Raw genomic sequence first — 13,653 nt, 5'->3', positions numbered from 1 at the left:
CCCTTGCTTGTGCATGCGCACTCATCGAAGGCGCGCGTAACCGTTCGGGCTTGACGGAGACCAGCGCGGCGGCCGTGCGTTCTGTACTCAGAAACGGGCTCGATCCCCCCAGCCGCTACCAAACTGCACGGGCCGGTCTGGCCGCCTCAACGGCGGTCAGACTCTACCGCGCTGGTCTGGTTTAAAGATACAAGCCGCAGCGGCCGCCGGCGCGCGGTCGCGCCGCCGCGCCTTTCAGCACTCCACGACGTTCACCGCGAGGCCGCCCAGCGAGGTCTCCTTGTAGGTGGACTTCATGTCCTCGCCGGTCTGCTTCATGGTGCGGATCACCGTGTCCAGCGACACGTAGTGGCTGCCGTCGCCGCGCAGCGCCATGCGCGCGGCGTTGATGGCCTTGACGGCGCCCATCGCGTTGCGCTCCACGCAGGGGATCTGAACCAGCCCGCCCACCGGATCGCAGGTCAGGCCCAGGTTGTGCTCCATGCCGATCTCGGCCGCGTTCTCCACCTGCTGCGGCGTGCCGCCCTGCGCGGCGGCCAGCGCGCCGGCCGCCATCGAACAGGCCACGCCCACCTCGCCCTGGCAGCCGACCTCGGCGCCCGAGATCGAGGCGTTGGTCTTGTAGAGCATGCCGATGGCCGCGGCCGTGAGCAGGAAGTCGACCACCCCGGCTTCGCTGGCGCCGGGCACGAACTTCACGTAGTAATGCAGCACGGCCGGCACCACGCCCGCCGCGCCGTTGGTGGGGGCCGTGACCACGCGCCCGCCGGCCGCGTTCTCCTCGTTCACGGCCATCGCGAAGGCATTGACCCAGTCCATCGCGGCCAGCGGGTCGCTGGCGGCGCCGGCCTGCGACAGGCTGCGGTACAGCTCGGGCGCGCGCCGGCGCAGGTGCAGCGCGCCGGGCAGCGGCAGGCCCGCCTCGCAGTTGCCCACGCCGAAGCCGCGCTGCACGCAGTCCTGCATCACCTGCCAGATGCGCAGCAGTCCGGCGCGCACCTCGGCCTCGGGCCGCCAGGCGCATTCGTTGGCCAGCACCAGCTGTGCGATCGAGCATTGCGCCGCACGCGCCTGCGCGATCAGTGCATCGCCGGTGGAGAACGGATGGGGCAGCGTGACCGCATGCGCCGTGCCGGTGGGGGCCTGCGCGCCGCCCTCGACCACGAAGCCGCCGCCGACGGAGAAGTAGTGCGCCTCGTGCAGCAGAGCGCCGGCCGCGTCGAAGGCGGCCAGGCGCATGGCGTTGGGGTGTTCGGGCAGGGAGCGTTCGCCCAGAAAGGCGATGTCGCGCGCGGCGTCGAAGTCGATGGCGTGCGTGCCCAGCAGCGCCAGCCGGCGTTCGCGGCGCACGGCGGCCAGGCGCGGTGCCACGCTTTCCGGCCGCACGGTGTCGGGCGCTTCGCCCATCAGTCCCAGCAGCACGCCCTGGTCGGTCGCGTGGCCGCGCCCCGTGGCGCCCAGCGAGCCGAACAGCTCGGCCTGCACGCGCGCCACGCGCGGCAGCAGCGCCTGCGCATCGAGCGTGCGCACGAACATCAGCGCCGCGCGCATGGGCCCGACGGTGTGCGAGCTGGACGGGCCGATGCCGATCTTGAAGATGTCGAAGACGGAAAGCATCCGGAGGCTCCGAGGACCTGATCAGGGAATCATGACGAAAGGCGGCGATACCCGCCATGCGGGAACACGCGTGGCCCGCGCGGGGCGTGGCCCTTGCATGTCAGTTGTGTGGAGCGCTGCGCACGACCCTCTCCACATGAAGCGGCAGCGTCATCCAGAACGACAAGCGCAGCGAAGTCCCCAGGGCACCCGAGGAACTGGCTCTGCCAGGCCTCTGGGTGCGCCCCCCTCCCGCCGAAGGCGAGAGAGGGGGGAGCCGCGAAGCGGCCTGGGGGGTGCTCATTTCATACCGGCAGTTGTTGCCTGACCAGCGCCACCCAGTAGGCCGCGCCCAGCGGCAGGATGTTGTCGTTGAAGTCGTAGTACGGGTTGTGCACCGGCGGGGCGTTGGCGCCCTCGCCGGCGCCGATGCCGATGTAGGCGCCGGGGCGCTTCTGCAGCATGAAGGCGAAGTCTTCCGAGCCCATGGCCGGCGCAATGTCCGTGTGCACCTGCGCCTCGCCCACCAGGCTGGCCGCGGCGGACACGGCGGCGGCGGTCTCGGCGGCGGTGTTCACCACGCCGGGGTAGCCGTGGCGGTAGTCCAGCGCCACGGTGGCACCATGCGTCTGCGCGACGCCCTCGCAGATCTGCTGCATCGCGGCCTTCGTGCGCGCCTGCACCGCGGCGTCCAGCGTGCGCACGGTGCCGCGCAGCACGGTGGTCTCGGGGATCACGTTCCAGGTGTCGCCGCCGTGGATCTGCGTGACGCTGACCACGGCCGACTCGGTGGCGCCGGTGCGGCGGCTCACGATGGTCTGCAGCGCGTTGACCAGCTGCGAAGCGACCACGATCGAGTCGATGCCGGTCTCGGGCATGGCGCCATGGCTGCCCTTGCCGGTGACGGTGATCTCGAAGGTGTCGAGGAAGGCCGTCATGGTGCCGGTGCGAATGGCGAAGTGGCCGCGCGGCAGCTGCGGGAAGTTGTGCATGCCGTACACCGCGTCGGCCGGGAACTGGTCGAACAGGCCTTCCTCCACCATCACGCGGCCGCCGCCCTCGTTCTCCTCGCCGGGCTGGAAGACGAAATGCACGGTGCCCTTGAAGGGCTTGTGCCGCGCCAGGTGCGCCGCCGCGCCCAGCAGCATGGCGGTGTGGCCGTCATGGCCGCAGGCGTGCATCTTGCCAACGCACTTGGAGGCATGGGCCTGCGCGCCCAGCTCCTGCATGTTCAGCGCGTCGAGGTCGGCGCGCAGTGCGATGCTCGGGCCGTCGCCGTTCTTCAGCGTGGCCACCACGCCGGTCACGGCCAGGCCGCGGTGCACGGGCAGGCCCATCAGCTGTAGCGCCTGCGCCACCACGTTGGCGGTGCGGTGCTCCTCGAAGGCGGTTTCGGGATGGGCGTGGATGTCGCGGCGCCAGGCCACCATCTGCTGGCGGATGTCGTCGGAAATCTCGGGGTCGCGGTACATCGTGCGGGTTCCTGTCGAAGGGGTCGTGGGGATCAGTGGAAGAACTCGGCCACCAGCGTGGCGCCCAGGAAGGTGCCGGCCGTGGCGGTGAGCGATACCACCACGATGCGCCAGCCCAGCTGGCGGAAGATGGGCAGGTCCTTGGCCACCGAGAAGCCGGCCAGCGCCAGCACCGGCGTGGTGAAGGCCATGAAGTTGAGCTTGTTCGTGAGCGCCACCACCGCATCCGAGAAGGGCAGCAGGCCCGGAATGCCGACCACCGTGGCCACCACCGACAGGGCCAGCACCAGCGGCAGGCGCGGCACGGCGCGCTTGAGCGCATCCACCACCGCCACGATGGCGATCACCAGCGCCAGACCGATCAGCGAATCGAGCACCGGCACCTGGTAGGCCATGCGGTTGCCAATCGTCACGGCGACCGCCATCAGCAGCCAGGACAGCAGCGTGTCGCGCAGCGGCAGGCCCCGCAGGTCGACGTGGCCCATGCCGGCCGTGGCATCGCGCGTCTCCTGGCCGCCGCGCGGCTTGGAAAAACGGCCCAGCACCGGCTCCAGCCGTTCGTACAGCCAGGCGCAGGCCGGCAGCGACAGGAAGAGCGTGAAGTAGAAGCCCAGCACCATGGTGATCAGGTTGGCCGCCGCCGCGATGGCCGTCAGCTGCGGCACCCGCTCGGCCGGCTGCTGCGCCGTGATGGCGCCCAGCGCCGCGGCCATCAGGCTGCCCGAGCCCACGCCGGCGCCCATGGCCAGCGAGCGCGGGTCGAAGAGGTTCAGACTGGCGACGAATCCGGCCAGCAGCGTGATGAACAGCGCGCCCAGCACGGTGCCGGTGATGTACTCGGCCAGCACCCCGCGGCCCTCGGGCGAATCCATGCCGTACTTCTGGCCGATGATGACCAGGTTGCCTTCGCGCCCCACCGAGAAGGTGGCGCCCACCGCCTCGCGCTTGATGCCCAGCAGCAGCGCCAGCGGCAGCCCCAGGGCCAAGGTGCCGAAGGCATGGCCGAATTCCTGGAAGAAGAGCGCCCAGCCCGCTTGCCTGACCTGCGGCAGGAAGGCGCCGACCGTCAGCCCCAGCTTGACCACGAACAGCAGCAGCGCCGCATTGAGCAGGCCGCCGGCATAGGCCTGCAGCGACGTGCCGATGCGCAGCGCGGCCGGCAGCCGGCGCTGCGCGATGCCCAGGGCGGCGGCGATCAGCAGCGCCCACAGCATGGGCAGCAGCACCACCTTGCCCGGGCCGAGCGCGAACTGCGCGGCGCCGATCCATTCGGCCAGCGCCACGACGGCGATGACCACGGCCGCCAGCCGCAGCTTGCCGCCAAAGGCCTGGGTGGCGGGCGTGGGCGGCACGTGGGGCGGGGCGGACAGGCTGGCGCTGGGCATCTTGGAGGTCTCGGCGAAGAAGCAGGAAAAGCGGATGGGCAGTCTCCGGCATGCTTCTTTGTGCATCAATGACGCAGAATCGGGTTTTTCGTTGCATCGAATGCAACGCTTGGCCCGCAGCTGCCACCGCCGCGCCGGCATGCGCAGCGGGCCGACCAGGCGGGCCGGAGGAGGCCATGGACGACAAGCTCGACACGCGCCGCGCGCGCTACTTCATGCAGGTGATCGACAGCGGCTCGGTGCGCGGCGCCGCCGAGGTGCTGGGCATGGACGCCTCGGCCGTCAGCCGTGCCGTGGCGCTGCTGGAGGAGGAGTGCGGCGCCCGCCTGCTGGAGCGGCGCGGCCGCGGCGTGGCGCCGACCGACGCCGGCCAGTTGCTGGCCGCCTACCTGCGCCGCCAGCACAGCCAGAAACAGCAACTGCTGGCGCAGCTGGAAGGCATCCACAAGCTCGAACGCGGGCATGTGGACATCGTCGCCGGCGAAGGTTTTGTCGACTGGCTGATGCGCCACAGCCTGCGCCGCTTCATGGCCGCGCATCCGGGCATCACGGTGGACCTGGACGTGGGCAGCAGCGAAGAGATCGCCCAGCGCGTGGTGGACGAGCGCGCGCACATCGGCCTGCTGTTCCAGCCGCCGCAGGACGAGCGCCTGCGCTCGCACCGCACCAGCCTGCAGCCCATCGAGGCGCTGATGCTCGACAGCCACCCGCTGGCCGCGCTGGGCCGCCCGCTGCGCATGGCCGACCTGGTGCCTTACCCGGGCGCGGCACTGCACCGCAGCTTCGGCGTGCGCCAGCACATCGAGGCGGCCGAGGTCAGCGAAGGCGTGCGGCTGCAGATCTCGCTGACCACCTCTTCCTTCGATGCCGTGGCGCATTTCGTGGTCGCGGGCCTGGGCTACGCGCTGTGCACGCGCGCGGGCCTGGCGCTCGCGCCCGACGGTCCGCGCGTGGTGGCGCGGCCGATGACGAACCCCCTGCTCTCGCAGGGGCGCGTGCATGTGGTGTCGCGCCACGGCCGGCTGCTGCCGCCGGCCGCCGGGGCGCTGCTGCGGCAGGTGATCCTGGACTTCGACCACCTGCCGCACGCGGCAGGCACCTGAGCAGGATCCGGGGCCCGAACCATGGCACGCCCGCATCACCACGTCTACGTGGTCGAACTCGACGACCGTGTCTGGAACAGCGCGCGCTTTCGCCGCGCGAACCCGGGCTGGCGGCTGGGCATGCCTTTCGTCTATGTGGGCATGACGGGGCTGGACCCGGACCTGCGCTTCGACAAACACAAGGCGGGCATCCAGGCCAACCGCTTCGTGCAGCTGTACGGGCTGCGCCTGCTGCCCGCGCTCTACGAACGCTACAACCCCATGCCCTACAAGGACGCGCAGGCGATGGAAGTCGAATTGGGCATTCACCTGCGTGCCTGCGGCTACGGCGTGTGGCAAGGTTGAAGCCGCAGAACCCTTCGAACCCCCCTCCAGGAGCGACTTCCATGAGCCAGCCCGACACCGCCTGCCTCGTCCTGACCACCGCCGGCACCGAAGACGAGGCCGACCAGCTGGCCACCGCCATCGTCGAGGCGCGCCTGGCCGCCTGCGTGCAGATCCAGCGCGTGCGCAGCATCTACCAGTGGCAGGGCGAAACGCGCACGGAGCCCGAATGGCAGCTCAGCATGAAGACCCGCACCGGCCGCTACGTTGCGCTGGAAGCCTTCATCCGCGAGCGCCACAGCTACGAGGTGCCCGAGATCGTGCAACTGCCGATCACTGCCGGTTCGGCGGACTATCTGCGCTGGGTGGCGCAGGGCACGGCGGACTGAAGCGCCTGGCCAGGCGTGAAAGTGCCGTGATGGTCCTCAGGGCACCCACGGGCCGGCCTTGCCGGACCGTCGGGTGCGGTCTTGCAGACCGCGCAAGGCCGGTGGCCTCGCTCTTCGCCAGTCACCAAAGGTCCACTGGACCTTCCGTGTACGGGCTCAGCCCCTCGCGCAGCAGAGGGGGCGCCGCGAAGCGGCCTGGGGGGCGAATCAGGAATACGTGACCCAGTCCTCGTACGCCGGGCCATCCAGGTGCGGCAGCGTGTTGTAGGTCAGCAGCATGTGCCGCTTGGGCGTGAACACGAATTCGGTCACCGAGCTGTTGCGGATGCGCAGGTTCAGCTCGATGGTGGTTTCGGGGCGGGTGCCCAGCACATGGCCGACGGCCGTGGAGATGGGCCCGCCGCTGCTCACCACCAGCACCTTCACGCCATGGTGGCGGTCGCGCACATGGTCCAGCGCCGTGGTCACGCCGGCCAGGAAGTCGACGTAGCTGGGCATGCCCACGGGCGCCGTGCGGCCCTGCATCCAGGCCGCAAGCCCTTCGCGCAGCAGGCGGAAATGCTGGCGGTACAGCTCGGGCGTGTCGGGCTTGTCCAGCTTCTGCGGATGGATGCTGGCGACGATGGCCTCGCTGTCGTATTCGTTGAGCCCGGGCCAGGGCAGCACGTCCTGGTCCGACAGGCCCAGGCCCTGCGCGATGCCCTCCCAGGTCTCGCGATGGCGGCGCAGCGTGCCGGTGATCACCGCGTCGAAGCGCATGCCGCGCTCGCGCCAGTATTCGCCCAGGCGCACCGCCTGGCGATGGCCGAGCTCGCTGAGCTTGTCGTAGTCGTCTGCACCGAAGGAGGCCTGGCCGTGGCGCACGAGGTAGAGGGTTCCCATGGCGCTGATTCTGCCGAGCGCCGGGAGCGGCTTTGTCCCGGCGGTGACGGCGGAAGGCGTGAGCCGTCGCGCAGGCGACGGCGTTGCGGTTCTGCCGCTGTGGGCACCTGGCCCGCGGCGAGGGCAGAGGTACCGCCGCCTGATGCGTGTTCTGGAGGGCGCCCGCGCCGGCCCCGCCGTCAGAGCGTGTTCAAAGTCTCTTGAGCAAGAGCACCAAGAATGCCAAGTGGACGAACTGCAGGCTGGTGTTGAGCCATCGCTCGCAGTTCTTCCACAGCCTCCTGTTCTTGTCCAGCCAGGCAAAGCTGCGTTCCACGACCCAGCGCTTGGGCATCACCTTGAAAGTGTGAAGCTCGCTTCTCTTGGCGATCTGCACCGTCACATGCCCTCCCAGAATCTGCTGCACGCCTTGCGCGAACGGCCGACCGATGTAGCCTGCATCGCACAGCAGGCTTTGTAGCCGGCTCAACCGGGGCTTGCAGCGCTGTAGCGCCTGCAGTGCGCCTTTGCGGTCCGTCACCTCGGCCGTGGTCACCGCTATCGCATGCGGCAATCCCTGGGTGTCCACCGCGATGTGGCGCTTGATGCCCGAGACCTTCTTGCCTGCGTCATAGCCCTTCAAGCCCGCCGTGTCCGTGTTCTTCACGCTCTGCGCGTCCACGATCAAGAGCGTGCTGCAGGCGTTGCGCCCCAGTTTCTCGCGGGCCGCGCCAACCTGATTTTTTTAATGCCTGCTCCAGCAGGCTGCCACCCTCGCGTGGCTCGCTCCAGATGGCAAAGTACGAGTGCACGGTGCGCCACTTGGGAAAGTCACTGGGCAGTGCCCGCCACTGACAGCCCGTGCGCAGCAGGTAAAGCACGGCGCAAAACACCTCGTACAGCTCCACTTTGCGTGGGGCAGTCTTTCTGCGCGCACTCTCCAGCAATGGCCGGATCACCTCGAACTGCTCGCGCTTGATGTCGCTGGGGTAGCCTTTTCTCACCCACCGAGCTTCTCACATCAAGAGGGTGAGACTTTGAACACGTTCTCAGAAACCGAGGTTCTCCGCGCCACGGCGGCGGCGCGCGGTCTCTCCTCCGCTCAATCGATGATCTGCGACTGCAGCACGCGCGCGAACAGCGGGGCGTCGACGTTGCCGCCGGTCAGCACCACGCCCACGCGGCGGCCGCGCCAGCGGCCGCTCAGCTGCAGCGCGGCGGCCAAGCCGGCGGCGCCGGCGCCTTCGGCCACGTTGTGCGTGGCGCCGTACAGCAGGCGCATGGCGGCGGCCACTTCATCGTCGCTCACGGCCACCACGTCCTCGGCTTCGCGCTCGATCAGGGCCACGGCCTCGGGCACGGGCGTGCGGCAGGCCATGCCGTCGGCCAGCACGGTGGACACCGGCGATTCGACCGGGTGGCCGGCCTGGAAGGAGTCGAGATAGGCCGTGGCGTGGGCCGAGACCACGCCGATCAGCCGCGTTTTCACACCCACGTGCGCGCGCGCCGCGGCCGCGGCGGCGAAGCCCGAGCCCAGGCCGATGGGCACGTACAGCACCTCGGGCGGCGCGTCCTGGAGCGCCTCGAAGAACTCGACATAGGCCGTGGCCACGCCGCGCACCAGTTCGCGGTGGAAGGAGGGGATGCGGTGCGCCTGGTGCGCCTCGGCCAGCACGGTGGCGTGTTCGCTGGCGGCCTGGAAGTCGTCGCCCTGCTCGACCAGGTTCACGCCCAGCGCGCGCATGGCGGCGTTCTTTTCGGCCGAATTGCCATGCGGCACCACGATGGTGGCGGCCAGGCCGTGCCGGCGCGCGGCGAAGCCCACCGACTGGCCGTGGTTGCCGCGCGTGGCGCTGATCACGTGGCGCACGTCGGGCCGCTGGCGTGCCAGCGTGTCGAAATAGGTCAGGCCGCCGCGGATCTTGAAGGCGCCGACCGGCGTGTGGTTCTCGTGCTTGAGCCACAGGTCGCCGCCCAGCGCCTGCGACAGCTGCGGCCAGGCGTATTGCGGGGTGGGGGGCAGCGCGGCATAGACGGTGCGTTGCGCATCGGCGATCTCTTCGCGGGTGAACTGCATGCGGGCGATCGAGGGTCGGGAAAAGGAAAGCCCGCTATTTTCGGTCGGGCACCGCGATGCGCAGCGCCAGCAGGGCCAGCACGCTGCCCATGATCCAGCGCTGCGCGCGCAGCCAGCCTTCGCTGCGCGACAGGAAGGCGGTGAGGCCGCCGGCGCAGAAGATCAGCGCGGCATTCACCGCGCCGCTCACGCCGATCTGGATCGCGCCCAGCTGCAGGCTCTGCAGCAGCACCGAGCCCTTCTCCGGGTGCAGGAACTGCGGGAAGAAGGACAGGTAGAACATGGCCACCTTGGGGTTCAGCACGTTGGTGACGAAGCCCATGGCGAAGAGCTTGCCGGGCCGGTCCTGCGGCAGCTCGCGCGCCTGGAAGGGCGCCGTGACGCCCGGCTTGACGGCCTGCCAGGCCAGCCACAGCAGGTAGGCCGCGCCGGCCAGGCGGATGGCGTCGAAGGCGAAGGGCACGGCCAGCAGCAGGGCCGTCAGGCCCAGTGCCGCGGCCAGCAGGTGCACCACGAAGCCCAGCATCACGCCGGCCAGCGAGATGAGCCCGGCCGCGCGGCCCTGGCACAGCGCGCGCGAGACGCAATAGATCATGTTGGGGCCGGGCGTGAGCACCAGCACCAGCGCGGCGAGCGCGAAGAACAGCAACTCGGAAACAGGCAGCATGCTCAATGTCCCAGGGAATGGAGGACGACGGGGCCGCGCGGCGTGTCCAGCTCGGCCACCAGGTCGGCGGGGCCGGGCTGCACCGCGATGGCGTCCAGCCCCAGCGCGTGCAGCGCGGCACCGAGCGCCGGCGCGTCGGGGTGCGCCGCACGCACGGCGCGCAGGTGCAGGCCGCGCGCGGGCAGGCGGTCGGTGGGGTGCTCGGGCGTGTCGCGCTGGATCAGGGTGGGCAGTGCGCCGTGGAACAGGCGCCGGCCGTCCTCGCGCAGGCTGATCTGCCAGTGCACCCGGCCCTGCGGCGTGTCGCGGTACATCGCCACGGCGCGGCCGCGATCGATGGGCTGCGGCAGCGCCGCCAGCGCCTGAAGCTGCGCGGCCAGGTCCTGCGTGCGCGCGACGACATGGATCAGGGCCGCGCCTTCGCGCGCCAGCGCGGCCTGCAGCGCCGCATCGTCCAGGTCGAACCAGCGGCGCTGGCCCGGCGCCAGGGGCGGCGTCGCGCCCGCGTCGATGGCGATGATCTCCAGGTAAGCGCGGCCGAAGGCTGGCGAGGAAATGTTGAGCAGCCGGTTGTGCGTGCCCATCTGCGGATGTGCGCCGCCCGCATCGGGCGTCAGGCCCAGCGTGGCTTCGCACCAGCGTGCGCCGGCCTCCAGCGTGGGCGCGGCGACGACCAGGTGATCGAGGATGCAGGTCATGGCGGGATGGGCGAAGGCGGGCGTGGAAGGGGCGCAATCTACAGTGTCGCCGTGCCCGCGATGCAGGTCGCCACGTCGCCGCCCACCCAGACCTGGCCGTCGGCGTCGCGTTCGACATGCACGCGCCCGTCGCGGCCGAGGCATTGCCCCTGGCCGGCCACGTAGCGCGCCGGCAGGCGGCCGTCCGCGATCAGCCACTGCGCGAGGCTGGCGTTGAGGCTGCCGGTCACCGGGTCTTCCTCCACGCCGATGGGGGCGGCGAAGGCCCGCACCTCCAGGTCGATGGACGCGGGGGCCGCGGCGGCCGCCGCTTGCCGCGCGGCCTGGCCGAAGGCGCGCGCCTCGCGGTTGGAGCGCCCGATGAGCAGCGGCGCCGGCTCCTGCGCGGGCAGCCCGGCCACGCCCACCTTCACGCCCAGCGCCTTCAGCGCGGCATGGTCGGGCCGCACCGACAGCACGGTGTCGGCATCGGCCAGCAGCAGGCCCAGCCACACGGGGCCGTTGTCCAGCAGCTGCGCGGCCTCGATCTGTGCGGCCTTCAGGCCCAGCGCCTGCGCCACCTTCGCCAGCTGCGTCGGGCTGGGGGCGCTGCGGCGCAGGGCGGGGGCGGCGAAAGCCAGGCGCTCGCGATCGCCCGCCGGGCTTTGCTTGAGCATGACCAGCCCCACGCCGCATTCCTGCACCAGCCGGCCCGGCTGGCGCGGCCGGCCGCCGGCCTGCAGCCAGGCATGGGCGCTGCCCAGCGTGGGGTGGCCGGCAAAGGGCAACTCGCCGCCCGGCGTGAAGATGCGCACGCGGTAGTCCGCGCCCTGCGCGGCGCCGGCCGCGCTGGGCGGCAGCAGGAAGGTGGTTTCGGACAGGTTCGTCCAGCGCGCGAAGCGCTGCAGGGCCTCGTCGTCCAGGCCTTCACCGTCGAGCACCACGGCCAGCGGGTTGCCGAACCCGGCCGTGGCGGTGAACACATCGACTTGCTGGAAGGGGCGGGGGCGCGTCATGGCGGAAAGCACAGGAAGGGGCATGAAAAAAGGGGCGGGCGCGGCGCCAGGCGAGCGGGCCGCGAGCTCAGGAAAAGGGTGCGGGCGGACGTCTATTCGAGCGCCAGGTCCAGCACGCCACGCGCGCCGGGGCGCGCCAGCAGCGCCGCGAACCAGCGCTCCAGGTGGGGCCAGTGCGGCCGCTGGTATTCGCTGGCCGGCAGCCCGAACCAGCGGTGCACCTCGCAGCCGATCGGAATCTCCGCCATCGTGAAGCGCTCGCCCACCAGGTGGCTGCGCGTGGCCAGGTGCGCGTCGAGCAGCGCGAACAGCGGCTCGGTGCCGGCCACGGAGCGGGCGATGACCGCCGGGTCGCGCTGCTCCGCCGGCGTGCGCACCCATTGCTTGAAGGCGCCGCCGCTGACCGGGTTCAGCGTGGTCTGCTGCCAGTCCATCCAGCGCTCGGCGTCGAAGCGTTCGTGCAGGTCCTCGGGGTAGAGCCGCTGAGTCCAGTGCTTGGCGCACAGGTAGCGCACGATGACGTTCGACTCCCACAGCACGAAGCCGTCGTCGTTGAGCGTGGGCACCATTGCGTTGGGATTCAGCGCCAGGTACTCGGGCGTCTGCACCACGCCATAGGCGCCGCCGGCCTCGGTGCGCTGGAAGTCCAGGCCGAGTTCCTGCGCGCACCACACCACCTTGCGCACGTTGATCGAGCTGATGCGGCCCCAGATGTTGAGCATGTTGATCTTTCGTGGATCGAGGGATTCAGGCGGCCTGCAGCGGTTCATGGCACCGCAGGCCGGGCCGTCGCGAGCAGGCGCAAGGCCAGGGAGAACATCACGCCGGCCAGCAGCTGCTGGCACAGGCGCCGGCCGCGCGACCGGCCGGCCACGCGCTGCGCGACCCAGGCTGCCGCGCTGCCCAGCGTGGTGTTGAAGGCCAGCGAGAGCAGCGCCATCACGGCCCCCAGCTGCACCATCTGTGCGCTCACCGAGCCCTGCGCCGGCTGCACGAACTGCGGCAGGAAGACGATGAAGAACAGCAGCGCCTTAGGGTTCGTCAGCGTCTGGAAGAAGCCCATGCGCGCGATGCGCCAGGCGCCCGTCGACGCGGCGCCCGGCGCCTGCGCGCTCGCGGCGCCCGCGCGCAGCGCTTGCACGCCCAGCCACACGAGGTAGGCCGCGCCCGCCGCGCGCAGCAGGTCGAAGGCCGGCGCCCAGGCCGCGACCAGCGCCGCCACGCCGCTGGCGGCCGCCAGCGCGAGCACGAAATCGGCCAGCGCGATGCCCACGGCGCCCGCCCAGGCGCTGCGCGGCCCGTGCGTCGCACCCTGCGCCAGCACGAAAGCCATGTTCGGCCCCGGCGAGGCCAGCAGCGCCAGCGCGGCGAGCAGGAACAGGCCGAGGGTGGTCCAGGCGATCATGGCGGCGTCCTCAGCCGGCAGTCGCCGGCGCGGGGGCCGGGGCCGCGCCCGTGGCAAGGGAGGGCGTCGTGCCGAGGTACGGCGTGATCGCCGCCATCGCGCGGGCCACGTAATCGTCCTTCTCGCCCACGGGCGCCACGTAGTGCAGCGCCGACCGGGCCGCCGCCACGCCTTCGCTGCCCGCGATCAGCGAGGCCGCCAGGTAGGGCGAGGCCAGGCAGCCGCCCGCCGTGGCCAGGTTGCCGGCGGCGAAGAAGGGCCGGTCGAGCACGCGCACGCCGGCTTCCTGCACCCAGGGGCGGGTCGTCAGGTCGGTGCAGGCCGGCACGTCGCCCAGCAGGCCCAGGCGCGCGAGCACCAGCGTGCCGGAGCACTGCGCGCCGATGCGCTGGCGCGCCGGGTCCAGGCGCAGCCGGGCCATCAGCGCGGCGTCGGCCACGATCTCGCGCGTGCGGATGCCGCTGCCCACCAGCACGGCATCGGCCTGCGCCGCTTCTTCCAGCGAGGCCGTCGCCTCCAGCGTGACGCCATTCATCGACGTGACGCGCGCCGTGGGCGCGGCCAGCGTCACGCGCCAGCCCGGCCGGCGGATGCGGTTCAGCACGCCGAAGGCGATCAGCGAATCGAGCTCGTTGAAGCCGTCGAAAGTGAGGATGGCGGTGTGCATGGCGAGCCTGTGGC

15 protein-coding genes are annotated in these 13,653 nt (G+C 71.2%); 3 read left to right on the top strand and 12 right to left on the bottom strand.

Annotation, left to right across the window (positions count from 1 at the left end; translation table 11 throughout):
* Positions 1–234: 234 nt before the first annotated feature.
* From LG388_RS25255 to LG388_RS25245, 3 genes are all read right to left on the bottom strand, one after another.
* The gene (locus tag LG388_RS25255; RefSeq protein ID WP_225785317.1) at positions 235–1,617 is read right to left on the bottom strand and encodes an L-serine ammonia-lyase; all 1,383 of its coding nucleotides are present in this window, start codon (positions 1,615–1,617) and stop codon (positions 235–237) included.
* A gap of 284 nt (positions 1,618–1,901) precedes the next feature.
* Positions 1,902–3,068, bottom strand: coding sequence for a M20 aminoacylase family protein (locus LG388_RS25250; protein ID WP_225785316.1), 1,167 nt, complete (start codon positions 3,066–3,068; stop codon positions 1,902–1,904).
* 32 nt (positions 3,069–3,100) lie between these two features.
* Entirely contained in the window at positions 3,101–4,453 is a 1,353-nt protein-coding gene (locus LG388_RS25245) for a DUF3100 domain-containing protein (protein WP_225785327.1), read from the bottom strand.
* Positions 4,454–4,629: 176 nt separating this feature from the next.
* Between LG388_RS25245 and LG388_RS25240 the strand changes: the two genes are divergently transcribed.
* From LG388_RS25240 to cutA, 3 genes are read left to right on the top strand one after another with little or no spacing between them, the layout of a single operon-like run.
* Positions 4,630–5,556 (top strand): LysR family transcriptional regulator, encoded by a 927-nt coding sequence (locus tag LG388_RS25240; RefSeq protein WP_225785315.1) that lies wholly within the window; start codon positions 4,630–4,632, stop codon positions 5,554–5,556.
* 21 nt (positions 5,557–5,577) lie between these two features.
* Positions 5,578–5,901, top strand: a complete 324-nt coding sequence (locus LG388_RS25235; RefSeq protein ID WP_225785314.1) for a hypothetical protein — start codon at positions 5,578–5,580, stop codon at positions 5,899–5,901.
* A 41-nt stretch (positions 5,902–5,942) separates the two neighbouring features.
* Positions 5,943–6,269: a divalent-cation tolerance protein CutA gene (gene cutA, locus LG388_RS25230; RefSeq protein ID WP_225785313.1), complete on the top strand. Its 327-nt coding sequence runs from the start codon at positions 5,943–5,945 to the stop codon at positions 6,267–6,269.
* 207 nt (positions 6,270–6,476) lie between these two features.
* Here cutA and LG388_RS25225 read toward each other — a convergent pair whose 3' ends face one another.
* From LG388_RS25225 to LG388_RS25185, 9 genes are all read right to left on the bottom strand, one after another.
* Positions 6,477–7,151 (bottom strand): histidine phosphatase family protein, encoded by a 675-nt coding sequence (locus LG388_RS25225; RefSeq protein WP_225785312.1) that lies wholly within the window; start codon positions 7,149–7,151, stop codon positions 6,477–6,479.
* A 190-nt stretch (positions 7,152–7,341) separates the two neighbouring features.
* A protein-coding gene (locus tag LG388_RS25220) for an IS5-like element ISStma16 family transposase (protein WP_086009121.1) occupies positions 7,342–8,134 on the bottom strand; the annotation gives its coding sequence in 2 pieces (ribosomal slippage) (positions 7,342–7,876 and positions 7,875–8,134; 795 coding nt in all).
* Between the two features lie 98 nt (positions 8,135–8,232).
* Positions 8,233–9,207 (bottom strand): threonine dehydratase, encoded by a 975-nt coding sequence (locus LG388_RS25215; RefSeq protein ID WP_225785311.1) that lies wholly within the window; start codon positions 9,205–9,207, stop codon positions 8,233–8,235.
* 34 nt (positions 9,208–9,241) lie between these two features.
* On the bottom strand, positions 9,242–9,874 hold the full coding sequence (locus LG388_RS25210) for a LysE family translocator (RefSeq protein WP_225785310.1): 633 nt from the start codon (positions 9,872–9,874) through the stop codon (positions 9,242–9,244).
* A 2-nt stretch (positions 9,875–9,876) separates the two neighbouring features.
* Positions 9,877–10,572: a VOC family protein gene (locus LG388_RS25205; RefSeq protein WP_225785309.1), complete on the bottom strand. Its 696-nt coding sequence runs from the start codon at positions 10,570–10,572 to the stop codon at positions 9,877–9,879.
* A gap of 38 nt (positions 10,573–10,610) precedes the next feature.
* On the bottom strand, positions 10,611–11,567 hold the full coding sequence (locus LG388_RS25200; RefSeq protein WP_225785308.1) for a PhzF family phenazine biosynthesis protein: 957 nt from the start codon (positions 11,565–11,567) through the stop codon (positions 10,611–10,613).
* 92 nt (positions 11,568–11,659) lie between these two features.
* Positions 11,660–12,289 (bottom strand): glutathione S-transferase family protein, encoded by a 630-nt coding sequence (locus tag LG388_RS25195; RefSeq protein ID WP_225785307.1) that lies wholly within the window; start codon positions 12,287–12,289, stop codon positions 11,660–11,662.
* Between the two features lie 44 nt (positions 12,290–12,333).
* Positions 12,334–12,972, bottom strand: coding sequence for a LysE family translocator (locus LG388_RS25190; protein WP_225785306.1), 639 nt, complete (start codon positions 12,970–12,972; stop codon positions 12,334–12,336).
* Between the two features lie 10 nt (positions 12,973–12,982).
* Positions 12,983–13,639 carry a DJ-1/PfpI family protein gene (locus LG388_RS25185; RefSeq protein ID WP_225785305.1) on the bottom strand — a complete coding sequence of 219 codons (657 nt, stop codon included), beginning with the start codon at positions 13,637–13,639 and terminating at the stop codon, positions 12,983–12,985.
* Between the last annotated feature and the right edge of the window lie 14 nt (positions 13,640–13,653).

Origin of the sequence: Xenophilus sp. Marseille-Q4582 (assembly GCF_916700565.1) — a bacterium.
Classification (GTDB): domain Bacteria; phylum Pseudomonadota; class Gammaproteobacteria; order Burkholderiales; family Burkholderiaceae_C; genus Xenophilus.
This window is presented reverse-complemented; position numbering and strand designations above follow the sequence as displayed.